Origin of the sequence: Ochrovirga pacifica, assembly GCF_000220525.1 — a bacterium.
In the GTDB taxonomy this organism is placed as follows: Bacteria; Bacteroidota; Bacteroidia; order Flavobacteriales; family Flavobacteriaceae; genus Ochrovirga; species Ochrovirga pacifica.
The window spans coordinates 121938-145658 of the sequence record NZ_AFPK01000014.1 but is presented as its reverse complement, the minus strand read 5'-3'; the positions used below and the strand labels follow the sequence as shown (position 1 = coordinate 145658).

At 33.7% G+C, this 23721-nt stretch carries 22 protein-coding genes; 13 read left to right on the top strand and 9 right to left on the bottom strand.

Annotated elements, in window-relative coordinates; translation table 11 throughout:
- The first annotated feature begins 49 nt into the window (after nt 1-49).
- The gene (locus FS85_RS0102005) at nt 50-322 is read left to right on the top strand and encodes a Sec-independent protein translocase subunit TatA/TatB (RefSeq protein ID WP_010134311.1); all 273 of its coding nucleotides are present in this window, start codon (nt 50-52) and stop codon (nt 320-322) included.
- Nucleotides 322-903 carry a phosphatase PAP2 family protein gene (locus FS85_RS0102000; RefSeq protein WP_010134310.1) on the top strand — a complete coding sequence of 194 codons (582 nt, stop codon included), beginning with the start codon at nt 322-324 and terminating at the stop codon, nt 901-903. Before FS85_RS0102005 ends, FS85_RS0102000 begins: the two co-directional genes overlap by 1 nt.
- A 3-nt stretch (nt 904-906) precedes the next feature.
- Here the strand turns inward: FS85_RS0102000 and FS85_RS0101995 are convergent, their stop codons facing one another.
- Complete coding sequence (locus tag FS85_RS0101995; protein WP_010134308.1) at nt 907-1902, bottom strand: NAD(P)H-dependent glycerol-3-phosphate dehydrogenase; 996 nt, start codon at nt 1900-1902, stop codon at nt 907-909.
- A gap of 117 nt (nt 1903-2019) precedes the next feature.
- Here FS85_RS0101995 and FS85_RS0101990 point away from each other — a divergent pair, with 117 nt between their 5' ends.
- Together FS85_RS0101990 and FS85_RS0101985 are read left to right on the top strand one after the other, a co-directional pair.
- Entirely contained in the window at nt 2020-2811 is a 792-nt protein-coding gene (locus FS85_RS0101990; RefSeq protein ID WP_010134306.1) for an amidohydrolase, read from the top strand.
- Between the two features lie 31 nt (nt 2812-2842).
- Nucleotides 2843-4288 carry a RagB/SusD family nutrient uptake outer membrane protein gene (locus tag FS85_RS0101985; RefSeq protein ID WP_010134305.1) on the top strand — a complete coding sequence of 482 codons (1446 nt, stop codon included), beginning with the start codon at nt 2843-2845 and terminating at the stop codon, nt 4286-4288.
- On the opposite strand, the gene FS85_RS0101980 is transcribed toward FS85_RS0101985, so the two are convergent.
- Genes FS85_RS0101980 through FS85_RS16665 form a run of 3 tightly spaced genes read right to left on the bottom strand, consistent with a single transcriptional unit; the run spans nt 4282 to nt 6185 of the window.
- Nucleotides 4282-5025: a 1-acyl-sn-glycerol-3-phosphate acyltransferase gene (locus FS85_RS0101980; RefSeq protein ID WP_033194518.1), complete on the bottom strand. Its 744-nt coding sequence runs from the start codon at nt 5023-5025 to the stop codon at nt 4282-4284. The genes FS85_RS0101985 and FS85_RS0101980 overlap by 7 nt on opposite strands.
- Before the next feature lie 30 nt (nt 5026-5055).
- The gene (locus FS85_RS0101975; RefSeq protein ID WP_010134303.1) at nt 5056-5478 is read right to left on the bottom strand and encodes a hypothetical protein; all 423 of its coding nucleotides are present in this window, start codon (nt 5476-5478) and stop codon (nt 5056-5058) included.
- 29 nt (nt 5479-5507) lie between these two features.
- Nucleotides 5508-6185, bottom strand: coding sequence for a DUF6973 domain-containing protein (locus tag FS85_RS16665; protein ID WP_050809601.1), 678 nt, complete (start codon nt 6183-6185; stop codon nt 5508-5510).
- A gap of 55 nt (nt 6186-6240) precedes the next feature.
- Between FS85_RS16665 and FS85_RS0101965 the strand changes: the two genes are divergently transcribed.
- From FS85_RS0101965 to FS85_RS0101955, 3 genes are read left to right on the top strand one after another with little or no spacing between them, the layout of a single operon-like run.
- Nucleotides 6241-7686: a lipopolysaccharide biosynthesis protein gene (locus FS85_RS0101965; RefSeq protein WP_010134301.1), complete on the top strand. Its 1446-nt coding sequence runs from the start codon at nt 6241-6243 to the stop codon at nt 7684-7686.
- A gap of 32 nt (nt 7687-7718) precedes the next feature.
- Complete coding sequence (dut, locus tag FS85_RS0101960; RefSeq protein ID WP_010134300.1) at nt 7719-8153, top strand: dUTP diphosphatase; 435 nt, start codon at nt 7719-7721, stop codon at nt 8151-8153.
- Between the two features lie 6 nt (nt 8154-8159).
- Nucleotides 8160-9023, top strand: coding sequence for a DMT family transporter (locus FS85_RS0101955; RefSeq protein WP_010134298.1), 864 nt, complete (start codon nt 8160-8162; stop codon nt 9021-9023).
- Here the strand turns inward: FS85_RS0101955 and dprA are convergent.
- Nucleotides 9020-10123 carry a DNA-processing protein DprA gene (dprA, locus tag FS85_RS0101950; RefSeq protein ID WP_010134297.1) on the bottom strand — a complete coding sequence of 368 codons (1104 nt, stop codon included), beginning with the start codon at nt 10121-10123 and terminating at the stop codon, nt 9020-9022. The genes FS85_RS0101955 and dprA overlap by 4 nt on opposite strands.
- 94 nt (nt 10124-10217) lie before the next feature.
- Here dprA and FS85_RS0101945 point away from each other — a divergent pair, with 94 nt between their 5' ends.
- Nucleotides 10218-11111, top strand: coding sequence for an HU domain-containing protein (locus FS85_RS0101945; RefSeq protein ID WP_029489197.1), 894 nt, complete (start codon nt 10218-10220; stop codon nt 11109-11111).
- 45 nt (nt 11112-11156) lie between these two features.
- On the top strand, nt 11157-11669 hold the full coding sequence (locus FS85_RS0101940; RefSeq protein ID WP_010134295.1) for an acyl-CoA thioesterase: 513 nt from the start codon (nt 11157-11159) through the stop codon (nt 11667-11669).
- Nucleotides 11670-12077: 408 nt separating this feature from the next.
- Here FS85_RS0101940 and FS85_RS0101930 read toward each other — a convergent pair whose 3' ends face one another.
- From FS85_RS0101930 to FS85_RS0101915, 3 genes are read right to left on the bottom strand one after another with little or no spacing between them, the layout of a single operon-like run.
- Nucleotides 12078-13310, bottom strand: coding sequence for a murein hydrolase activator EnvC family protein (locus FS85_RS0101930; protein WP_010134294.1), 1233 nt, complete (start codon nt 13308-13310; stop codon nt 12078-12080).
- On the bottom strand, nt 13300-14112 hold the full coding sequence (locus FS85_RS16025; protein WP_010134293.1) for a DUF4292 domain-containing protein: 813 nt from the start codon (nt 14110-14112) through the stop codon (nt 13300-13302). The genes FS85_RS0101930 and FS85_RS16025 overlap by 11 nt, the downstream gene beginning before the upstream one ends.
- Nucleotides 14113-14141: 29 nt before the next feature.
- A complete protein-coding gene (locus FS85_RS0101915; protein ID WP_010134292.1) occupies nt 14142-15824 on the bottom strand; it encodes an ABC transporter ATP-binding protein in 1683 nt (560 codons plus the stop codon).
- A gap of 86 nt (nt 15825-15910) precedes the next feature.
- Between FS85_RS0101915 and FS85_RS0101910 the strand changes: the two genes are divergently transcribed.
- Nucleotides 15911-16780, top strand: coding sequence for a hypothetical protein (locus FS85_RS0101910; RefSeq protein ID WP_010134291.1), 870 nt, complete (start codon nt 15911-15913; stop codon nt 16778-16780).
- Nucleotides 16781-16875: 95 nt separating this feature from the next.
- Nucleotides 16876-18741 (top strand): ABC-F family ATP-binding cassette domain-containing protein, encoded by a 1866-nt coding sequence (locus tag FS85_RS0101905; RefSeq protein ID WP_010134290.1) that lies wholly within the window; start codon nt 16876-16878, stop codon nt 18739-18741.
- Nucleotides 18742-18873: 132 nt separating this feature from the next.
- Here FS85_RS0101905 and secDF read toward each other — a convergent pair whose 3' ends face one another.
- Nucleotides 18874-21831, bottom strand: a complete 2958-nt coding sequence (gene secDF, locus FS85_RS0101900) for a protein translocase subunit SecDF (protein ID WP_010134289.1) — start codon at nt 21829-21831, stop codon at nt 18874-18876.
- Nucleotides 21832-22077: 246 nt separating this feature from the next.
- On the opposite strand from secDF, the gene FS85_RS0101895 reads away from it, so the two are divergent.
- Both FS85_RS0101895 and FS85_RS0101890 read left to right on the top strand, forming a co-directional pair.
- Nucleotides 22078-22470 (top strand): hypothetical protein, encoded by a 393-nt coding sequence (locus FS85_RS0101895; RefSeq protein ID WP_010134288.1) that lies wholly within the window; start codon nt 22078-22080, stop codon nt 22468-22470.
- Between the two features lie 155 nt (nt 22471-22625).
- Nucleotides 22626-23708, top strand: a complete 1083-nt coding sequence (locus FS85_RS0101890; protein WP_010134287.1) for an efflux RND transporter periplasmic adaptor subunit — start codon at nt 22626-22628, stop codon at nt 23706-23708.
- The last annotated feature ends 13 nt before the right edge of the window (nt 23709-23721 follow it).

The window sequence follows — 23721 nt, the reverse complement described above, 5'->3', positions numbered from 1 at the left end:
GATTAAAAATTCATTTATTCCTAGTATCTTTGTTAAAAATCAGAAGCACATGTATTTATTTATTGGAGGTCCAGAAGTGATTATCATCTTGTTAATTGTAGTGATGGTGTTTGGTGCTGATAAGATTCCGGAAATAGCAAGAGGATTAGGAAAAGGAATGGCTCAGATTAGAAATGCAACAGACGATATCAAACGTGAAATAAACAATTCTGCTAAAGATGCAGGATTGGATACTGACGTAACTAAAGACATCAAGAAAACTATAGATGATGCCAAAGAAGACATTGATAAGATGACAGGTCCCATCAAACGTATGAAATAATGAGTTTTTTAGACACAATTATACAAGCCGATCGGCAGCTGTTAGTTTACTTAAATAATTTTGGTAGTACACCCTACGATGCTTTTTGGTTGTATATTACCAGGCCTGCAAATTGGTGGCCTTTGTTTGTGTTTTGGTTGCTGCTGTTAATTAAAGATTTTAAATGGAAACAAGGCTTGTTCTTGTTCTTGTTTATTTGTGCTATGGCAGGTTTGTCTGATGTGTTGGTAAATATTATTAAATATACGACAGCTAGACCAAGACCTTGTTGGCAAGAAGGGGTGCTAGAACAGATTAGAGTGTTGAATTGTTCTAAGAGTTTTAGTTTTGTATCAGGGCACGCAACCACATCTACAGCTGTTACTACTTTTGTGTACTTGTTGTTTAGAAAACGTTACAAATGGACCGTACTATTTTACAGTTACCCTTTGTTGTTTGCTTACAGCAGAATTTACATGGGAAAACATTATCCTTTAGACATAGTATGTGGTTTTACGTTAGGAGTTCTAGAGGCTGTTTTGTATTTAAAATTAGCGCAATACCTGCTTCAAAAATGGTTTAAAGTTGCAGTAGAATCATAGATCTTAGTCTAATTGTTCTGACAGGTTTTTAAAACATTTTTTTGGACTTCCTCCTTTGTATACAATATGATAAACAGTATCTATAATGGGTGTAGTGGCTCCATTTTTTTGATTTAGTTCAAAAGCAGATTTAACAGCATAATATCCTTCGGCAACCATCTTCATTTCCATCATGGCTGCTTTTACGGTATAGCCTTTACCAATCATATTTCCAAACATACGGTTTCTACTAAATGTTGAATAGCCTGTAACTAACAAATCTCCTAAGTAAGCAGAATTGTTAATGTTACGTTTCATTTTATGTACCTTTTTTATGTATTGCTTCATTTCTCTAATAGCGTTAGACATAAGTACAGCTTGGTAATTGTCGCCATAACCTAGGCCATGAGCTATTCCTGCTGCAATTGCATAAATGTTTTTTAACATGGCTGCGTATTCGGTACCAATAATATCATCTGAAGTTTTACATAGAATATAGTCTGAGCTTAGGCAATTGGCAAGTTGGCTTGCTTTTTCTTCGTCCTGACAGGCGATGGTTAGGTAAGATAAGCGTTCCATAGCAACCTCTTCGGCATGACATGGCCCTGTAATAACTCCGATGTTTTCTAATGGAATGTGATAGGTTTCGTGCAAGTGCTCCCCTACAATCAGTCCAGTTTCAGGTACAATTCCCTTAATGGCAGAAAACAAAATTTTATCCTGAATAGATGTGGTAAGTTTAGAAAGCTCTTTGTTTAAAAATGCAGAAGGGATGGCTAGAATAATTAAATCGGCATTGCTAGCAATTGCATTGATATCGTCAGAAATAATTAGCTGATCGGTTTTAAATTCTACAGAGGTTAAGTAATTTGGGTTGTGGTTGTGTTCATTGATGTATTCAATAGCGGCAGTATTTCTCATATACCAACCTACTTTTTCTACATTCTCAGATAACATTTTTACTATAGCGGTTGCCCAACTACCTCCTCCAAAAACGGCAACATGTATGTTTTTCTTCATCAAAAAATAAAACTTTTCAAGTTTTTCAAAAATAAGATTTCTAATGAGATTAGCCTTTCAATTTTAATTTAAATCCAAAATCTATTGGTAATTTTAACACTCAAAAGAGCTAATCAAATGAAAGACAACTCTATTCGAAGCCAAGAAAAATTAAATATCACACTTATACAAACCGATATTGAATGGATGGATAGCAAAAGCAATCTGAATTTTTTAGAGAGTCAGATTCAAAACATCAAAACTGACCTAATTGTGTTGCCAGAAATGTTTAACACTGGTTTTTGTATGCAGCCCAGTGCTATTGCAGAAACGATGCAAGGGCAAACGGTGCAATGGATGCTGCAAAAATCTAAAGCGTTAAATGCTGCTATTTGTGGCTCTCTATGCGTGAAAGAGGAGGAAGAGTATTACAATCGTTTTGTTTGGGTAGAACCATCTGGAAAAACTGTGTATTATAACAAAAAGCATCTTTTTAGTTATGGAGGAGAACAAGATGTTTTTGAAGCAGGAAATGTAAGGGTTACCATATCTTACAAAGGTTATGTTATTCGACCTTTTGTATGTTACGATCTTAGGTTTCCTGTTTGGTCGCGCAACACCCATTTATATGATATCGCAATTTATGTAGCAAATTGGCCAGCTAAAAGAGCGTTTGCATGGAATGCTTTATTAACCGCAAGAGCTATAGAAAATATGTGCTATGTGGTGGCTGTAAATAGGCTTGGGATTGATGGAAATAAATTACATTATCAGGGAGATTCTCAGGTAATTGGACCTTTGGGAGAGTTGATAACACAGTGTGAAAATTTGCCCATAATGCGACAATTGGTCATTGATAAGCAAACTCTTGAAAAAGCTAGAAGTCAATTTAAATTTTTAGAAGACAGAGATAATTTTGAGTTGAAATAGTTGTAAATTGCACTCATAATAAGACAGATAGATGAAACAAATAATTCCCCTAGTCTTTTTGTTTTCTATTTGGATAACAAGCTGTACTCCAGAATCTTCAAATGAAGAAGCTAAAGAAACCATAAATTTGGACCTGAGTGCAGTAAGCTATGCATCTAAGACAAAAACAAATTCCCTACACCTAGGCTTTAGAACTCTTGCAGGTGATGAGTTAAGTATAGAAACTTCGGATACAATTAGCGGGGCGTATACGTTTGTTTCTTATGCCAACGCTTTGGAAGCAAAACAAGCGGTGGCTCGCATTCAAAATAGCAAAGAAGATTACAAAAGTACTTCAGGAATATTAGAGCTTGTTATAAAAGATTCACTAATCTCAGGGCAATTTAGCATTGCAATGCAAAGCGATAATGGAACTCAAAAAGAGATAGAAAATCAAGAGTTTAAAAATTTAAAACTAGAGGATTATGTTTCGGATCAAAACCCAATAGAATTTCTAGAACAAGAGATTTCTAGTGCAAGATACCACCTAAACGAAAATTTAAAAGCCTTGGTTCGCAGTCAATTGGTGTACAATACTTATTATACCCATCAGTTGGATGTTGGTTTTCCGGAAATAAGAAATAATACTGTAAAACCTTCTAGTAAAACGTTACTTGATTTTTGGAACAAGCATTTTCAGGTAATACGTTATGTAAATACTTTAAAAGCATCTTTGCATACCTACTACGATGATGATGCTTATCAGATGAATCAAAAAATAGCAGAAGTGCTTTGTTACAGAGCATATGTATATAGTAGTTTAGTCAATTGGTTTGGAAATTCTCCTTTGTTGTTAGAGTTTCCATTAGCTCCTTCTGACAGGTATCCTATATTCCATAATACCGAAGAAATACAAGCACAAATAAGTAAAGATTTAGAATTTGCTATTCAGAATTTACCAGAAACTAAAGAAGAAAATACGGAAGGATTGACTCAGGATTTTGCTAAGTTTTTATGGGCTAAAATAGCATTGTCACAAAAAAAATACAGCAAAGTAATAACGTTGTTGGCTTCTAATGGGTTTGATACAAACTCCTTAGATTGGGCGTACAAAGTAAACTTTAATGGAGATCAAAAATTAGTAGGATTTTTTTCAGAAATTGAAGAAGTACCTTTGGCAAATAATTCTCAGTTAATGCTATTGTTGGCAGAAGCTTATGCCCAAAATAACCAGTTAACACAAGCAATAGAAGTATTAAATTTTTTGAGGAAAAATAGTGGTTTGGATGAGGTAAATACTGTAAATACTCAAGAGTTTCATCAATTGTTGTTAGCACAGCTAAAGCAACAGCCTTATGGAGTCTTCCGGTTTTTTATGCTAAAAAGTATGGGAGCTGCTAAACAAGAATTGGGAATAGAAGACTATCAGTTAATTTTACCAATACCACAATCAGAATTAGATTACAATATCAATGCAAAGCAAAATCCAAATTATTGATGGATTTTGCTTTTTACATTTGTTTCAATTTTTTGAAAAAGCTCCTCAAAAGAATGGTCTGCAACACGGATTGGTTCGTGTGTTTCTATAGTCATTTCAATTCCGATATTCATAGGAAATTGACCATATTCCCATAGTTTCCAAGAGTTGTTAATGGTTACCGGAATAATTACCGAAGATCGTGAGAATTTGGTTAAAATCTTTAAACCATTTTCAGAAAAGCGTTTGGGTTTTCCGTCTCTACTTCTCGTTCCTTCAGGAAAAATAATTCCAGCTCTTCTGTTTTCTTCTATATATTTGGCAAAGAAACCAATAGCAGATAAAGATTGTCTGGCATCTTTTCTATCAATCAAAGCAGATCCACCGTATTTTAAGTTAAAAGAAACACTAGGAATTCCTTTTCCTAATTCTTTTTTTGCAATAAACTTTGGATGCAATTCTCTAAAAAACCAACCTAATGGTGGAATTTCGTGTGTGCTTTGATGATTGGAAACAATTATGTGAGGTTCTTTAGGATTAAACTGATGCTTGTTGATAAAAGTAACTCTGGTCCCAAGTATTCTTAAACTGTAAACCAGGCAAGCGTTTAAGACATCGACCACTTTTTTATGAGCCTGATAGCCACCTAGTTTTAGTGCCAACCATTGAATGGGGTGAAAAATACACAACAACAAGGCGTAAACAAAATAAAAAAGAACGGATAAAGGATATGCCAATAAGCGTTTGCGAATTGGCATTTTTTTGTGTTTAGACATATGCTTAATTTATTACCATTGAGCCCAAGGAATTCTTGATAAAATTAGCAACAAAGCAATACCATAAAATATGGCAAAAGATTTAAACTTAGCTTTGTCTTGGGTTAGTTTTTTATGACGAGACCACCCTATAGTTACCAATACAATGGCAATAATCATGGTTAAGGGGTGTTCTACGCTCATCAATCTCAATTCTGCATCTTTCATCGCTTTAGCCATTCCTACATTTCTCATACTTTTGTACCACGGAGAGATATAGTAAGTAATCAAACCAACAATAAATTGGATGTGAGTTAAAATTAAAGCTATCAAACCAATAGTTCGATCTCCTTTTTTAAATTTTTCTTCTCTTTTGGCACTAATAATGGCATTAAATAAAGCCATTCCTAAAGAAATTAAAACGGCTGCTGCTAAAATGGAGTGTACTGTTTTCATGGTTGATTATTTTGATACTGCAAATTTAATCATTTCAATAAATTATCATCTATAATATTGCTGGACTTTGAGGGAACCAAGTGACGTTCATTTTCCCACTTTCCGATATAGTTCTTTGGCAAGATAATTTGTTTTTTTGAATTTAAGAAAACCCCTTTTTTTGTTTGCGATAACATTCTTGTTTTTCCCTGCAACACCGCTTTTATAACCAAAGCAATTCTTTGTTGTTTGCTTAGTTGTTGATGCTTGTGTGTTTTGTAAAGAGTAATACCTATTTGATTGTTAAAAGCATCCATTTCAGAACTTGCTTTGTCGGGTAGTTTACCGTCTTCTAACTCTTTGTTTAAGTACATTTGGTAATTCCCTTTTTCATGAGCTTTACCTAAGCTTTTAGCAGCCCTCCAGCCAATTTCTTCGGCTAAAGACCACATCCAAAAGGAGTGTTTAAAAGCATCTAGTTGATTTCCTACTTTTACTTTTCCTAGTGTGTTTTGATGAGCAATAGAGTCTACAACCTTTTCTATAGATTTAGAAATGCGATACGCTTTTTGGGCTCTAAATGGATGGAAATATACCCAGTACTTTTCAGGTTTGCTTAGTGTTTTAAAAGCTTTTTTAGGGCTTTGTGCTACAGCTGTTGCTATAACGCCTAAGAAACCCAATGAAAGGATAAGGATAAAAATTTTTTTTTTAGGATTCAAAAACATAGGTAACTCGTATTTATCTACAAAATTAAAATATCTTAGCACTAAATTTTATGTTTTGAGTACACTTAACTCTTTTTTAAAACGCACAATTGTTTATGGTGTTGCTGCTGTATTGCCCAAGGCAGTAAACGTTTTTTTAGTTGGGTTACACACCAAAATACTTCCTGATACAAAGCAGTTTAATACCAATTCCGAATTTTTTGTTTGGGCTGCTTACTTTAATGTACTGTTAACTTTTGGTATGGAAACAGCTTTTTTTAGATTTTACAATTCTGAAAAAAGTAAACAAAAAGTGGTTAGTACCACACTTACTATGGTTACCACAGGGGCTTTGTTGTTGGTGTTGCCATTGTTTTGGTATGCATCGGAAGTGTCTAGTTATTTAGGTTTTTCTCAGGTTTTACACTTTAAAACTCTATTAGGAATTTTGCTTTTCGACACCTTTGTTGTTATTCCATTTGCATATTTACGGGTTACTAATAGAGCAATTAATTATGCATTGTATCGTGTGCTGAATATTACTGTTTATGCCGTTTTAAATGTATTGTTTTTGTGGTATTTTCCAACTTATGGAGGCATGCAGTATCTACAATTTTATCCCACAGAAACTCAAGTAGGCTATATTTTTTTAGCAAATTTAATCGGGTCTGGAGTTACTTTTTTAATGGTATTTCCTATGTTCTTAGGCTTTAAATGGCAATTAGATTTTTTGTTGATGAAAAAGATGTTACGCTATAGCTGGCCTATTTTAGTAGCAGGTTTGGCTTATATTACCAATGAAAACTTGGATAAGTTAATTTTACCTAGATATTTAGACAAATCCATCGCAGGGGCTTATGCCGGAACCTATAAACTAGGAGTCTTTATGTCTTTGTTTATCACTGCATTTAAGTTGGGAGCAGAACCTTTCTTTTTTAATATTTCCAATCAAAAAAATGCCAAAGAGACTTATGCACTTATCTTAAAATGGTTTAGTGTTTTAGGAGCTTTTATTGTGTTGTTTATAGTAGCTTATATTGATTTTTTTGCCAGTCTATTACTTAAAAAAGAAGCTTATTTTCAGACCTTGTCTATCGTACCTATTATTTTAATTGCCAACCTAATGTTAGGTATTTACAACAATCTGTCTGTTTGGTACAAAAACACCGAAAAAACACAATACGCAATGTATTTTTCTGTTTTAGGAGGTATTTTAACCATTATAGGCTTACTTGCTTTAGTCCCTGTTTTGGGATATGTAGGAGCTGCTTGGGTTACTTTTGTTGTTTACTTTGTAATGATGATGAGTTCCTATGTGTTTGGACAAAAGCACTACAAAACTCCTTACGAGGTAAACAAAATTTTAGGATTGCTAGCTTGGACAATGGCAATTAGTTTTGTTTCTTTTTATGTTTTTAGAAATCATTTTTGGATTAACACTGTGTTTTTATTGATTACTTTGTGGGGAATTTATAAGGTAGAACAAAAATTTATCCATCAAAAGTTCTTAAAACGTTCATGAAGATTTTACTTTTGCAGTAAACCTAATTTGTCATGAAAGTACAAATCATCAATAATTCTGAACATGCTTTACCACAATATGAAACAGAGGGTGCAGCAGGGCTGGATTTAAAAGCGAATATTTCTGAATCGATTCTGTTAAAACCTTTAGAAAGAGCCATTGTAAAAACAGGCTTATTTATTGCTTTGCCCCAAGGATACGAAGCACAGGTAAGACCCAGAAGTGGTTTGGCAGCTAAAAAAGGAATTACGGTTTTAAATGCTCCTGGAACAATAGATGCAGATTATAGAGGAGAAATAGGTGTTATTCTTGTAAATCTATCCAATCAAAATTTTGAGATAACCAACGGAGAACGTATTGCTCAATTGGTGATTGCAAAACACGAACAAGTTGCTTGGCAAGAAGTAGAGGTTTTAAGTACAACCGAGCGTGGTTCGGGTGGTTTTGGAAGTACAGGTACTAAATAAAAAGAAATGAACAAGGAACTAAAAAATTTTTTAGAACTGAACTTGGCTTTGTTAATCATTGCCACATCTGCTCCTTTAGGAAATTATATTTTGTTACCGCCAGAAATTAGTGCTTGGTCTCGATGCTTTTTTGCCTTTTTTGCTGTTGCCGTTTTTTGTATAATTACCAAAGTTTCACTTGTTTACAATTATAAAAAACACACAGGTATTTTTGCTTTGGCAGCTTTGCTGCAGGGAATTCACTGGGTAACTTATTTTTATGCCTTACAAATGGCAGGTGCTGGGCTAGGGGTAATTTCGTTGTTTACATTTCCTATTTTTACAACGTTGCTAGAGCCCTTAATTCTAAAAACAAAATTCAATCCCAAACACTTATTGCTAGGACTTTTGGTTTTGGTAGGGTTGTATATTTTAACACCAGAATTAAGTTTAGGAAATCAAACATCCTTGGGAATTTTATTTGGAATTTTATCTGCAGTATTCTTTGCTACTAGAAATATATTAATGAAAAAAAGCGTTGCCAACTATAACGCAAGTATGTTAATGTTTTATCAAACAGGATGGATTGTCGTACTTGCCTTTCCAGCTTTATTTTTGTTAGATTGGGACTTTAAGCATTATCAATCGCAATTGCCTTTTTTAGTTTTTTTAGGAATGGTTTCTACAGCCATAGGACATACTATCTATGTAAGAGCATTTCAGTACTTTTCGGCAACCACTGCATCGCTGTTTAGTTGTATTCAGCCTTTGTATGTAATTGTGTTGGCTTTTTTCTTTTTAGATGAGGTTCCTACCGTATCTACTGCAATTGGCGGAAGTGTAATTTTGTCAGCCGTAATTTTAGAAACTTTTATCAGCAAAAAAGTCTAAGAAGTTTTTTTGATTAGTTTTCCTGGAAGCACCTGTATCAAACCTTTCATTTCTAACTGAAATACAAGATTGGAAACTTTGTAAATGGGAATACCACTGGTTCTAGACAAATGATCTAAATGCAAGGCTTCGTAAGTTAGTAAATCATAAAGTGTTTTTTCTTCTCCCTCAAGTGTGATAAACAATTCTGTTTGTTTTACTTGTGTAGTTGTTGTTTGTTGTTTCCAACCTAACTGAGTAATTAAATCTTGTCCCGAGGTAATGAGTGCTGCTTTGTGATTTTTAATCAAATTATTACAGCCTTTGCTATAAGGATCTGTTGTTTTACCAGGAACGGCAAATACATCTTTGTTGTAAGAGTTAGCAATATCTGCCGTTACCAAAGCTCCTCCTCGGGCTGCAGATTCTACTACGATGGTAGCTTGACTAATCCCTGCTACAATTCTGTTTCGTTTTAAGAAATTTTCTCTAAGCGGAGCTTCATTGTAAGTAAATTCACTTAAAAACCCTGCACTTTCTTTTACATCTGGATAAAAACGTTTGTGCTCTTTAGGATATAAAGTTCCGTAGCCATGAGCCAACACAGCCAATGTTGGCAGTTGATTTTTTAACGCTTCTGTATGTGCTGCAATATCTACTCCAAAAGCAAATCCACTAACAATTAAGGGGCGATAGTCTTTTACAGCCGCAATCAGTTCTTCACAAAAAGCACGTCCGTAAGGAGTAATGTTTCGGGTGCCTACAATACTGATGGTTTTGTTAAAACTATTTAGTTTTTTTACTCCATCATAAAAAAGCAACAAGGGACCGTCGCTACAATTTAGCAGTAACTCAGGGAAATCAGGCTCTTTAAAATACAGGATATTTAGGTTGTTAGCAATCGCTTTTTCAATTTCTTTTTCGGCTTTAAGTAAAGTTTGCATGTTGAACAATTGTTGAGATATTGCGGGTTTTAATTCTTTAATTCCCTCTTTGCTTTGATGTGCTAAAAATAAATTGGTAGCACTCCCATAATTGTTAATTAGTTTCTTAGCGTTTACAAATCCAATTCCTTTTACCTCTTGTAAAGCCAGTACATATTGATACTCTTGATGATTCATTGCGATTTTTTTGATCAATAAGTTACAAAATTGTTTGTTAGTAAAAAGTAGGGGTGTGGTTGGACAAAATTTATTTTTTTGATATTTTTGTGAAATGCAGTTATCAAAATACATAAGTGAATTGTTGTTTAGGTACGATTGTGTAATGGTGCCAAACTTTGGAGGATTTGTAAGCAATACCGTACCGAGTAAAATCAATGCGGAGCAACAACGGTTTACTCCCCCTTCTAAAATCGTTTCATTTAATGTAAACTTGCAGCAAAACGATGGTTTGTTGGTAAATCATTTAGCAACTTCGTTAAAAATATCTTACGACGAAGCTCTAAAAATTATTCAAAAAGAAGTTGTAAGATGGAAATCTGATTTAAAGAATGCTCCATTACTGCTTCAAAACATTGGGCAATTGACTTTGATAAACGGACAGCTAAGTTTTGAACCTATAGATAAAATCAATTATTTAACAAGCTCTTTTGGATTAAGTGATGTAGATGCTAATTACATTTTAAGACAAAACAAAATCAGTTCACCAGCAATTTCTACAAAAAAGACGTATGGTAAATACATTGCTGCTGCTGCTGTTGTTTCTGGTTTGTTGTTAGGAGGTTCTTTGGCAGTAAATTATGCTCAGCATCAACAAGAAGTAGCACATCAACAGGCATTAACAGCTAAAATACAAAAAGCTTCTTTTGATATTTTAAAACCTTTGCCAAGTGTTACTGTTACGGTAGAAAAGGAAGTAGCAGAAGTCAAAGAAATTGAATACAAATATCATATTGTAGCAGGAGCTTTTAAAGAAGCTAAAAATGCTAAAAAAAAAGTAGCTATCTTACAACAAAAAGGATATGAAGCTCGTATTCTTAGAGTTAACAAGTGGGGGTTAACAGAAGTGTGTTATGCATCTTTTCAAGACAAAAGAACTGCAATCAATACGCTAAATAAAATCAAAAGAGAAGATAATAAGTATGCTTGGTTGTTGGTGAATGAATAAATTATCGACTATCTTAGGGGCAACAATTGTCAGTACCCTATTTTTATGAAACCCAAAACATCTTCGGCATCTCTTGCCATTACTACCGACATTATTTTGCCTAGTGATACCAATGCTCTAAACGGTTTGTTTGGAGGAGAGTTGTTAGCACGTGTAGACAGAATTTGCTGTATTGCTGCTCAAAGACATTCGCATCAAATTTGTGTTACAGTTGCTGTAAACAATGTTTCTTTTGGACAGGTAATTCCTCTAGGAAGCATGATGACCATAGAGGCAAAAGTTTCTAGAGCTTTTACTTCGTCTATGGAAGTTATTGCTGATGTGTTTTTAGAAGACAGAGATTCTGGAAAAGTAACCAAAGTAAATGAAGCGATTTATACTTTTGTAGCGGTTGATAAAAATGGAAAACCACAAGCTATTCCAGAAATTATACCCGAAACAGAATTAGAAAAACAACGTTATGACAGTGCCTTGCGAAGAAGACAGTTAAGCTTAGTTGTAGCCGGAAAACTATCACCCAAAGATGCTTTGGAACTAAAAGCTTTGTTTGTAGAATAAGTTTAGTTTGCAGCAATTAAATCTTCTATACTTTTAATAGGTGTTTGTTTGTGCAAAGACAAACGTACAATACTGTTGGATGTAACCTTTAAACGGTGGTACAGGTAAGCTTCTAAAGCAGGCAAATCACCTTCAATTATCTGATCTTAGGAGTCCTCTATCCAAAAGTTAAGACTTCCTTTAAAAACTTCTACAACTATAGGGAATGAAGTTTTATGTTCTGTTAACTCTTATTCTTTTTTTGCAAAACTCTAATTTCTTTGCTAAAAGGAGTGTCTATAAGAACAGATATAACAGGTTTTTTATTTGTATACTCTAAGCGGTGTAATAAAGAAGACGTCATTATTGTTTTTTAGAACTTAAAGACAAAGACTAAAAAAGAACAATCTATGACTAAAGTCATAAGCGTTATTTGCTAAGCCAATATTGTGGGTTTTGTCTTTGTGTATCTTTCCAAATTTGGAATTTTAAGGTTGTTTTGCCTGTAACTTTATCGGTAAAAACAGTTCCTATAGATTGTTTTAAGACAACTTCTTGCCCTTTGTTTACATAAACTTTATCTAGGTTGTTGTATAGCGAAATATAGTTTCCGTGTTGTATGTATACCGCATGTCTACCGCTAACAGATTGTATAGCCAGCACTGTGCCTTTAAAAACCGTACGAGCAATAGCATTCTGTTTAGTAGTAATGTGTATCCCTTTGCTGTCTATTTTAATTCCCCTAAGGGTAGGGTGTGGAATTACACCGTATTTTCTAGTAACAATTCCTTCCGAAACAGGCCAAGGAAGTTTTCCTCTGTTTTGTTCAAATCTAGAAGCTAAGGCTTTTCCTTCTGGAGTTAGTGCAAATCCCTCAGATTTGGCATTAACATCAACTGTTTTTTTGGTGCTTTTGTTTTTTTTGTTAGCGTCAGCAATTGCAGCCTTAATAACACGTTCTATTTCACGTTCTATTTGTTTTTCTTCTAGTTGCTTCTTTTTTATTTGTTTAGCATAGCTTCGTTCTTTAGATTTTATTTGTCGAATCAGTTCATTCTGATTGGCTTTTTCTTTTTTTATTTGATTGGCCTCGGCACGATTTTCTTCTGCTAATTTTTCTTTACTTTTTTTCTGATTTTCTAAAGATCTTTTTAGTTGATTGATTTGTGTAGTTTTTAGTTGAATAGAATCACCTTGTTTTTTTCTAAAAGCAGCATATTGTTGCATGTATCGGTAGCGTTTGTAAGCTTGAAAAAAATCTTCGGAAGATAATAAAAACATCAATTTGCTTTGTTCAGATTTGCTTTTGTACGATTTTAAAATCATCTCGGCATAATCTGCTTTTAGCGCTTCTAGTTCTTTATTTAGTTTGGCAATTTCTTTTTGCTGCTGTTGCACTTTATTATCAAGATAGGCAATCTCTGCTTCTATAGCTTTAATTAGTTCTTCTCTAACTTCAATTTTTTTGTTTAAATCTTCTAAATTACTCAGTAAATTTTTTTGTTTTTTCTGAGTGCTAAAAAGTAGTTTGTTCACCCTAGCAATTTCTTGTTGCAGTTGCTCTCGTTTTTTTTCCAAAGCTCTTTGTTCAGCAGATTGCCCCCAACACCCTAAGGTGATGAACAAAAAACAGCAACCAAAAAGTATTTTTTTAAAAGGCATTTTGCAAGTCTGTTTTAGATGGAATTACAATTTGTTTGTTACAGCTACTCGGAATTTTAAAAGGAAAACCCAATTTGGTATTTACGACAATATCTTGATATTCTATATATATAAACGAATTTTTGTTTTGTTTCGTTCCTGTAAACTCCATTTTTTTGGGAAATAAAAATCCATCAACTGCCTGATGGCTTTTATAAGATGCTTGAAACAAACTCTGGGTAATTTGATTGTAAATACTTTGTTGTTTGGTTTTAAATACCAAAGGATAAATACTAGCTTGTTTGGTATAAACGGAAGATTTTTTATCTGTTATAAAGTAAGCATTGTCTTTTATTTCTAAATCAAAACTTTTAAACTTTTTATTGGGAATAATCAAATCGCCTAATAACAATTGTTCTAAGGTTGTATAGTTTACCTGGGTTCCTATAAGTTGATGAATAAAATCAAAAGAACCTTTAAAATATGTTTTATCAAACTTATTATAGTAAAAAACACTATCATTTTCTATCAGCAATTTGGCTATGGGCAATCCTAAAAACTCCCCACTCATCCAAATTTTTTCACCTTTTTCCAATCTAATTTTTAAGCCAATTTTTTGAGATTTTTGAGCATCTTTATAATTTAGTTTTGCATCGATTTTTAGTGTTGTTATGTCTGCGTTTTGAAAAGAAACGTTTAGGTTTTTTTTGTACAGAGAAGATTTGCTTATTTCAGGTACAACAGCAGAATCCGATATGTTTTTTGATTTACAAGAAATCATCAAAACTAAGGCTGTTAGCAAAGCCAAAAATCTACATTGCATAGGTTTGAATTTTGTTGCAATATACAATTTTATATCCCTTTAGGAATGGCTTCTATCAATGCTTTGGTATAACTGCTTTTCGGATTTTGGTAGATGTTATCTGCATCTCCGAGCTCTTCAATTTTTCCTTGATGAAGCACAATAAGTTGGTCGGACATAAATTTTACAACAGACAAATCATGCGAAATAAAAATACAAGTAAAATCAAACTCTTGTTTTAATTCGTTTAGTAAGTTTAATACTTGTGCTTGTACCGAAACGTCTAAAGCCGATACCGATTCGTCACAAATAATAAGTTTGGGTTGCAAAGCCAAAGCTCTAGCAATTCCAATACGTTGTCTTTGTCCTCCAGAAAACTCATGCGGATAACGGTGGTAATGCTCTTTGTCTAATCCTACTTTTTCTAGCAATTGGTAAATGTATGCTTTACGTTCTTTTTTTGAAGCTAAAATTTTATGTTTTTCCATAGGTTCTAAAATAGCATCACCTACTTTTAGAACAGGATTTAGCGATGAATAAGGGTCTTGAAAAATTAATTGAATCTGTCTGCTGTATTTCTTTCTTTCCAAGGTGTTTAGTGCTTCCAAATTTACTCCTTGGTACCAAATTTCTCCGCCAGTAGCTTTTTCCAATCCTAAAATGGTTCTTCCAATAGTCGATTTACCACTTCCCGATTCTCCCACTAGTCCAATGGTTTCTCCTTTGTAAACCTGAAAAGAAACATTGTCTACCGCTTTTACCACAGAGGGTTTTGAAAACCAATTATTTTTTGAAAAATAATATGTTTTTAGATTTTTTACCTCTAGTAAAGGAGGTTGACTATATAGCTGTTGATGGAACTTTGCTCGTTCTTTAGGGGTATATATTTCTTCTACAAAATCGTTTTGCAAATAGCTATTTACCGAAGGTAATTTTTTATAGCGAAAACTTAGTTTAGGTTTTGCGTTTAAAAGCGCTTTGGTATAGCTTTCTTTAGGATGTAAAAACAATTCTTTGGCTTCACCTTGCTCTATTAAAGTACCTTTTTGCATTACAATTAAGTGATTTGCAATTTCGGACATCAATGCTAGGTCATGAGAAATAAACAAGATACTCATAGCGTATTCTTGTTGCAATTCTTTTAGGAGGCAAATGATATCGTGTTGCACCGAAACATCTAAGGCTGTAGTAGGCTCATCTGCAATTAGAAGTTTGGGTTTACAAGCCAATGCCATGGCAATCATTACACGCTGTTTTTGTCCTCCAGAAAGTTCGTGAGGATATTGCTTTAGCATTTTTTTAGCTCTAGGAAGTTTTACTTTCTGAAACAATTGTAAAACTTCTTGTGCAATTTCTTGTTTAGACAATGTAGTGTGTTGTTCTAAAACCTCTGCAACCTGAAAACCACAAGTTAGACTGGGGTTTAATGAAGTCATAGGTTCCTGAAAAATCATACTAATTTCTTTTCCTACAATGTTTCTAAGCTTAGTATTAGACAGTTTTAAAAGTTCTAAGTCTTGGTAAAAAATACTTCCAGAAACCGTGCTAATTGTAGCAGGCAACAACCCCATGATGGCCATGGAAGTAACCGATTTACCACTTCCTGATTCTCCTACAATCCCCACAATTTGATTGGGGTAAACATCAAAATTGATGTTTGATACCACTTTTTTTTGTTGGTGATTGTTTTTAAAAAAGATTGCTAAATTTTTAACGCTTAATAAAGGCTTCATAAAAGTAAAGATAAGCAAAGTACCTAAAAAAGGACTTCAAATTAATTTCTATATATTTGATTTTATCAGCCTAATTTTACGAGGATATGAATCGAAGGAGGAAATACTTTTTTATCATTACTTGTTTTACGATTTTGTATTTTATTTGTTTGGACATTGCTACCAAGCAAAAAAACAAAACGGTTACAATACCTAGTAAAATAGAGAAGAAGAAAACTCCACGAAAGTCTAAAAAAGTACAACCAAGTTTAAAGTACAAATACCGAAAATACACTCATGTAACTCGTTTTTACCAAAGATTGGCTTTGCCAGTAACGGAATTGTGTGTAAAATACAAAGTACCACCAGGTGCTGTGTTGAGTATTTTGTCTTTAGAGTCTGGATGGGGGCAAGGTTATATTGGCCAAATAACAGGAAACTTTTTAAGTTTAAACGCCACCAAAAGTGAGGTAGAGTTGCCTGCTTTGCAAATGCCAAAAGATCTTATTACGGGCAAAACCATACTAGATTCAGACCAGTTATCAAAAATTCCTGAAGCGAATATTGTTTGGGAAGACAGGCCTCCTTCGTTAAAAAAAGACTATCGACCCGACAGTATTGCCGGAAGTACTAAAAACTTAGATTTTCTATTAAAACATCCCGAAGAAATGACAAAAGCTAACTTACAAAACGTGTCCGATTTTGTAAGTAGGTTTATTTCTAAAACCAGCAGTATTAAAGCGTATAGACAAGCACGAGAATTGTTAGACAAAACCCTGCAAAAAGAAGGAATAGAAGCTTTGTTTACAGACGACTTAAACCGAAAGTTTATTTACACCATTGGAGGGAAACCCAATTCTTTTAATTTTAGAAACTCTTGGCCAAGAAAAGTAATGAGCATATATAGAAATGTAGGAGCTAACAAATTAGCAAAGCAATTGTACATAGAACATCAAGAGTTCGAAGACGTTTGGTAAACATCAATCCTAACCTCTGCTTTATAATACTAAAAGCAGAGAACAATTTTAACTATCTGCTAATAAAGAACTACTTTTGTATAAAATCAATTTTTGTGAATTACCTATCTATAGAAAATGTCTCCAAAGCATTTGGAGAACGCGTGTTGTTTGAAAACTTATCTTTTGGAATAAATAAAGATCAAAAAATAGCTTTTGTTGCCAAAAATGGAACAGGAAAAACAAGATTGTTAGAAATTATTGCGGGGAATGATGTACCCGATACGGGGCAGGTAATTCAACGAAAAGACATCCATATTGCCTATCTAGCTCAAGAAGATTCTTTTGATGAAAATACAACGATTGAAGATGTCATTTTTGCATCAGACAATCAAGTATTAAAGGTGATAAAAAACTATGAAAAAGCATTGTTACACCCCGAAGATGCAGATGCCTACCAAACTGCATTCGACCAAATGGATCAATACAATGCATGGGATTTTGAAACTCAATACAAGCAAATACTCTTTAAATTAAAACTAGAAGATTTAAGTCTAAAAGTTAGCGATTTGTCTGGAGGTCAAAGAAAACGTTTGGCCTTGGCGACAGTGCTTATCAGCAAGCCCGATTTGTTAATTTTAGACGAGCCTACCAACCACCTAGATCTAGAAATGATAGAGTGGTTAGAGTCTTTTTTTGCCAAAGAAAAAATGACTTTATTTATGGTAACTCACGATCGTTATTTTTTAGAACGTGTTTGCAATGAAATTATAGAAATGGATCAGGGACAGCTGTATAGTTACAAAGGGAACTACTCGTACTACTTAGAAAAAAAAGAAGAACGAATGGCTTTGGAACAAACGGTACAAGCAAAAGCAAAAAATTTGTTTAAGAAAGAGTTAGATTGGATGCGGAAACAACCCAAAGCACGTACCACCAAATCTAAATCTAGAATTGATGACTTTTTTGAAATAAAAGAAAGAGCAAAAAATAGAAGACAGAATCACAAAGTCCAGTTAGAAATTAATATGGAGCGTTTGGGAAGCAAGATTGTAGAGTTACATAAAATTTCTAAGTCTTGGGATGATAAAGTAATGTTAGATCAGTTTGAGTATAATTTTAAGCGTGGTGAACGCATAGGTGTTATTGGAAAAAATGGAACCGGAAAATCTTCTTTTTTAAACGTTTTAACAGGAGCAACTCCTGTAGATTCGGGTAAAGTAGTTGTAGGAGAAACTGTAAAGTTTGGCTATTATCATCAATCAGGAATTGTGATTAAAGAAGGCCAAAAAGTTATTGATGTAATTAAAGAATTTGGTGAGTTTATCCCCTTGGCTAAAGGGCATAAAATTTCGGCCAGCCAGTTGTTAGAACGTTTTTTATTTGACAGAAAAAAACAGTACGATTTTGTAGAAAAACTAAGCGGAGGAGAACGAAAACGACTGTATTTGTGTACGGTGTTAATTCAGAATCCTAACTTTTTAATTTTAGATGAACCCACTAACGATTTAGATATTGTAACGCTAAATGTGTTAGAAAGTTTCTTATTAGATTATCCAGGGAACTTAGTGGTTGTTTCGCACGATCGTTATTTTATGGATAAAATAGTAGATAGTTTGTTTGTATTTAGAGGTGATGGAGTTATAGAAAACTTTCCAGGAAATTATTCAGACTTTAGAACTTATGAAGATTCTGTTGAAGAAATACCTGAAAGCAAACCTGAAAAAGAAAACACAAGCAAAGAAAAACCAAAAACAGGAAGTAAGCTTAGTTATAGCGAAAATAAAGAATACATTAATCTAGAAAGTGATATTGCCAAGTTACAACGTAAAAAAGAATTGATAGAAGCTGATTTTTCGGAAGGTAAATTTGAAGGAGAGGATATTGAAAAGAAATCGTTAGAGTTACAAAAAATCATTCAGGATATAGAGTACAAAGAGATGAGATGGTTTGAGTTGTCAGAAAAACTAGAAGGAGCATAATATACTTTGCTTTTTTAGTTTGTGATGGTAAATGCTTGTAGTTTTTACTGTAATACAAAACAATTTTAAAATAAAACACCCAAAATGCTACTGCATTTTGGGTGTTTTTGTATGTGTAAAGCTGAGTTAAATTTAGCTTTTTAGCTCTTTTTTAGCTTTGATATCGTGCATTATTGGTGATGCAATAAATAAAGAAGAGTAAGTACCCACTACAACTCCAACAATTAACGCAAACATAAACCCTTTAATACTATCACCTCCAAAAATAAAGATGGCTAACAATACAACCAAAGTAGTAATAGAAGTGTTAATAGTACGTCCTAAAGTAGAACTCAAACCTCTGTTTACAATATCTGTAAAAGACCACTTGCTGTGTTCAGAGTTAAATTCACGAATTCTATCAAAAATAACTACGGTATCGTTTAGAGAGTAACCTACTACTGTTAGGATGGCAGCAATAAAAGACTGCCCAATCTCCATGTCAAAAGGCATAATTTTATAAGTAATAGAGAATACAGCCATTACGACCAATACATCGTGGAATACTGCAGCTACTGCTCCTAAAGAGAAGTCCCATCCTTTAAATCTGTATTTAATGTATAACAATACAACCAATAAAGAACCTAAGATTGCCCATCCTGCAGATTTTTTAATATCATCAGCAATGGTAGGTTCTACTTTTGCATAAGATAAAATTCCGATAGTCTGACCGTCAAACCCTCCTTTGAAATCTTCTATAGTAGTTCCAGAAGGCAAATAGGTTGTCAACCCATCGAACAAAGCTTTTTGAACTTGTGCATCAACTTTTGGTCCTTCTTGCTCAATCAAATACTTGGTAGTAATTTTTAATTGGTTGTTGCTTCCGTATGTTTTTACTTCGGGTGCAGATCCAAAAACTTCTTTTAAACTTGCGGCAACATCCGATGGATTCATTGCTTTTTCAAAACGAACTGTATAAGTTCTACCTCCTACAAAATCTACTCCATAGTTCAATCCGTTAGTAAATAAAGAAATCAAACCAATAACAATAATAGTTCCTGAAACGATGTAAGCAATTTTTCGTTTTTTTAAGAAATCTACATCAATATTAGCAAACCAGTTTTTAGTGGTAGGAGTTGCAAATGCCAATGTTTTTCCTTTTGATGTAGCTCCATCCAACAAAATTTGTGTAATAAAGATTGCTGTAAATAAAGAGGTTAAAATACCTACGATTAAGGTAAATGCAAAACCTTGTATAGGTCCTGTTCCAAAAACATATAAAATTCCTCCTGTTAATAATGTAGTAATGTTGGCATCAATAATTGCAGATAAAGCTCCTTTTACACTAAACCCGTTATCGATAGCTGCCTTAATTCCTTGCCCACTTTTTAAATTTTCTTTAATACGCTCAAAAATAATTACGTTTGCATCTACAGACATACCTATGGTTAAGATAATTCCGGCAATTCCAGGTAACGTTAATACGGCACCAAAGGATGTCAATACTCCAAAAATGAACAAGATGTTTACCAATAAGGCAATGTTGGCATACCATCCTGCTTTACCGTAGTACAAAATCATCCATGCTAAAACTAATAAGATTGCAATGGCAAAAGAAATCATAGAAGCATTGATGGCTTCTTGTCCTAATGATGGTCCAACTACTTCCGATTGGATGATATGAGCTGCAGCTGGTAATTTACCAGCTTTTAATACATTGGCTAAATCGGTTGCTTCTTCTACTGTAAAGTTACCAGAAATAGAAGTTCTTCCTCCTGTAATAGCATCGTTTACTCTAGGAGCAGTATACACGTAATTGTCTAATACAACGGCAACAAATTTTCCAACATTCTGTGCTGTCATTTTTGCCCACAACTTGGTTCCGTTTCCGTTCATGGTCATGCTAACCTCAGGATTTGCTCCTAATTGATCGAACTGTTGACTTGCATCAGCAATTACATCTCCTTCTATAGGAGCTTGGTTTCTTCTGTTAGATTTGATGGCGTATAACGATAAGAAATCGTTATTTGCTTTGGCATCCCATAAAAACTTAGTGTATTTAAAATCTCCTGTTAATAACGATTTTACTTTAGGGTTGTTTAAGTACTCGTTTACCTTAGCAGTATCTTTTACCTGTGCATAACCAATTACAGAAGAAGGTTGCCCTGTAGGTTGTAAGTAAGTAAACAAGCTAACTGTTTTGGCACTTTTAATGCTGTCGTTTTCTTCTACATCACCTAGTAAATCATCAATTTCTTGATCTCCTTCTTTGGTTTTGTTTTCAGTTACAGTTGGTTCGTCAACCTCAATAGTTTCTGCTACTTGTTGGTTTGCAGCTACTAAAAATTGAACCAATTCTTGTCCTGTGTATACTTCCCAAAATTGCAATTCTGCAGTAGATTGTAATAATTTTTTTACACGTTCTACGTCTTTGGCACCTGGCAACTCAATTAAAATTCTACCAGAAGTTCCTATACGTTGAATGTTAGGTTGTGTTACCCCAAACTTATCAATACGTGAACGTAATACTTGAAAAGCAGTAGAGATAGAGGCATCAATTTCGCTAGCCAATACTTCTTTTACTTGGCTGTTAGGAGTGTCAAACCCAATTTTTTCTTGTAGGTTTTTGGTTCCAAAAATAGAAGGATCACTCAATTTTGTTTTTCCAGCAATTTTTTCAAACTCTTTATAGAATAAATCAAAATAATTGTCTGATGAGTTTTTTTGAGCTTCGGAAGCTGCATTTAATGCCTGAGTAAAAATTGGATTTTTAGAATCATTAGACAACCCAATTAAAATATCTTTTACAGATACTTGTAAGGTTGCATTAATTCCTCCTTTTAAATCCAAACCTAGGTTAATTTCTTTGTCTTTGATGTCGTTGTAGGTATATTTTCCAAAACCTAAAACACCTTCAATGTTGGCTACAGAGTCTAAATAAGCTTTCTCTAATCGAGCAATCTCTCTTCCATTGTTTTCTTTTGCATTTGCACGTGCATAAGCTTTGGCATCATTTTCTACTCTTCCTGCAAAGAAAGTAAAAGACAATGAGTACAAACTTACGACTCCAAAAAGGATCGCAAATAATCTGATAAGTCCCTTGTTTTGCATTTTCTTATGTGTATTTTCTATACTTTATTTTATGTAAGTCCGCAAATATAATATTTCGACTGAATAAAGTCTAATTTTAATAAAGTAAATCTGAGAGAATAAATTAAGCTTTTAGCATTGCTTAAGGTTTGATATAGAGTAAGTATCATTTATTTTATTTTGATGGGGGATCTATTCAAAAGATTGATGAAAAATACTTTTTTATTGCTTGTACTCTTAAAGACTTTCTTTAAATTTGTACATCGGATGAAAAGGATAGAAAAAAATATTGCTTTTATTTTAATCGTTTTTTTAGGACTTGTCTCTTTAAGTTCTAAGGAGGTTAGCAATGTTTTTCTAAAAAATCACAGTACTTTTCACAAAGAAATAAGCTGCAGTAAGTGGGCTTTCATTAACACATCAAAGCACAAAAATCAGACTTCGATTGCAGAAACGGAAGTAATGGAGTCTGAAGAAGACGAAGAATCTGAAAGTCTTCATAATAAAGAAAAGCTCAGCAATACTACAGCAAATAATATAGTAAACTACAGTCTAGGTTACAAAACATTACAAGTAGCTATAGACAGAGCTAAAGAAACCACCCCGTTTACATACACTTACCCTGAAAAATACATCTTATTTCAGGTATTTAGAATTTGATTCTTTTTCTTTTAATCTTGGTAGTGATGCATTGTTAAATGCTTGTCACTAGGGTTTTTATGTCTATAATCTACTTGATTAGACTTTTACACCAGCAACGTAGCTACACGTTGTTATAAACAACAAAATTTAATACTATTTAAATCATTATTGATATGAACAAACTTGCGTTTGTAGGTTTTTGTGTCTTGTTGTGTTTTACAAGTTGCAAAAATGAACATGAAAAAATCATAGAAAAAGAAACAGAATTTTTAGTAACCAGTCCTGTAAAAATGGATACAACTTTAATAAAAGAATACGTTTGTCAAATACACGCTATACAACATATAGAGCTAAGAGCACAAGAGCGAGGTTACCTAGAAAAAATATATGTAGACGAAGGCCAGTTGGTTAAAAAAGGACAACCTTTGTTTCAAATTATGCCAAAACTGTATCAGGCAGAGCTAGAAAAAGCTAAGGCTGAAACCAATTTTGCAGAAATAGAATATAAAAATACCAAACAATTAGCAGATCAAAATGTGGTAGCTCCAAACGAGCTGGCTATGGCCAAGGCAAAGTTAGAAAAAGCAAAAGCCGAACTTTCCTTAGCAAAAGTACATTTAGACTTTACCTTGATTAAGGCTCCTTTTGATGGAATTATAGACAGGTTCCATGTTCGATTAGGGAGTTTGGTAGATGAAGGAGAGCTGCTAACCAACTTATCGGATAATACCCGTATGTGGGTATACTATAACGTTCCAGAAGCAGAGTACTTAGATTTTAAAATGAATACCAATCCTAAAGTTGTAAGCAATGTTCAGTTACAAATGCCTAACAATAAGTTATTTTCAGAACAAGGGGTGGTAGAAACCATAGAGGCCGATTTTAACAACGAAACGGGAAATATTCCTTTTAGAGCAACTTTTCCCAACCCAATGGGATTGCTAAGACACGGAGAAACAGGAAGTATTCTTTCTAAAATTCCGCTAACAGATGTAGTGTTAATTCCGCAAAAAGCTACGTTCGAGGTACTGGACAAAAAATACGTATACATTGTAGACAAAGATCAGGTAGTGCATTCCAAAGAAATTATTATTGGAGAAGAAATTCCGCACTTGTATGTCGTTAAAGAAGGCTTGTCAGAGCAAGATCACATTTTAATAGAAGGGTTAAGGTTAGTAAGAGAAAATGATAAAATCTATACCCAATACCAAAAACCAGATGTTGTGTTATCTCGATTGCAATTGTATGCAGAGTAATATATCGTCTTTA

Coding starts and splice junctions, on each gene's coding strand:
- FS85_RS0101890 (WP_010134287.1), top strand. CDS start 22,626: ATGAACAAACTTGCGTTTGTAGGTTTTTGTGTCTTGTTGTGTTTTACA.
- FS85_RS0101955 (WP_010134298.1), top strand. CDS start 8,160: ATGAACAAGGAACTAAAAAATTTTTTAGAACTGAACTTGGCTTTGTTA.
- FS85_RS0101995 (WP_010134308.1), bottom strand. CDS start 1,902: ATGAAGAAAAACATACATGTTGCCGTTTTTGGAGGAGGTAGTTGGGCA.
- FS85_RS0101915 (WP_010134292.1), bottom strand. CDS start 15,824: ATGAAGCCTTTATTAAGCGTTAAAAATTTAGCAATCTTTTTTAAAAAC.
- secDF (WP_010134289.1), bottom strand. CDS start 21,831: ATGCAAAACAAGGGACTTATCAGATTATTTGCGATCCTTTTTGGAGTC.
- FS85_RS0102005 (WP_010134311.1), top strand. CDS start 50: ATGTATTTATTTATTGGAGGTCCAGAAGTGATTATCATCTTGTTAATT.
- FS85_RS0101910 (WP_010134291.1), top strand. CDS start 15,911: ATGAATCGAAGGAGGAAATACTTTTTTATCATTACTTGTTTTACGATT.
- FS85_RS0101975 (WP_010134303.1), bottom strand. CDS start 5,478: ATGAAAACAGTACACTCCATTTTAGCAGCAGCCGTTTTAATTTCTTTA.
- FS85_RS0101980 (WP_033194518.1), bottom strand. CDS start 5,025: ATGCCAATTCGCAAACGCTTATTGGCATATCCTTTATCCGTTCTTTTT.
- FS85_RS0101895 (WP_010134288.1), top strand. CDS start 22,078: ATGAAAAGGATAGAAAAAAATATTGCTTTTATTTTAATCGTTTTTTTA.
- FS85_RS16025 (WP_010134293.1), bottom strand. CDS start 14,112: ATGCAATGTAGATTTTTGGCTTTGCTAACAGCCTTAGTTTTGATGATT.
- FS85_RS0101990 (WP_010134306.1), top strand. CDS start 2,020: ATGAAAGACAACTCTATTCGAAGCCAAGAAAAATTAAATATCACACTT.
- FS85_RS0102000 (WP_010134310.1), top strand. CDS start 322: ATGAGTTTTTTAGACACAATTATACAAGCCGATCGGCAGCTGTTAGTT.
- FS85_RS0101985 (WP_010134305.1), top strand. CDS start 2,843: ATGAAACAAATAATTCCCCTAGTCTTTTTGTTTTCTATTTGGATAACA.
- dut (WP_010134300.1), top strand. CDS start 7,719: ATGAAAGTACAAATCATCAATAATTCTGAACATGCTTTACCACAATAT.
- FS85_RS16665 (WP_050809601.1), bottom strand. CDS start 6,185: ATGTTTTTGAATCCTAAAAAAAAAATTTTTATCCTTATCCTTTCATTG.
- FS85_RS0101945 (WP_029489197.1), top strand. CDS start 10,218: ATGCAGTTATCAAAATACATAAGTGAATTGTTGTTTAGGTACGATTGT.
- dprA (WP_010134297.1), bottom strand. CDS start 10,123: ATGAATCATCAAGAGTATCAATATGTACTGGCTTTACAAGAGGTAAAA.
- FS85_RS0101940 (WP_010134295.1), top strand. CDS start 11,157: ATGAAACCCAAAACATCTTCGGCATCTCTTGCCATTACTACCGACATT.
- FS85_RS0101930 (WP_010134294.1), bottom strand. CDS start 13,310: ATGCCTTTTAAAAAAATACTTTTTGGTTGCTGTTTTTTGTTCATCACC.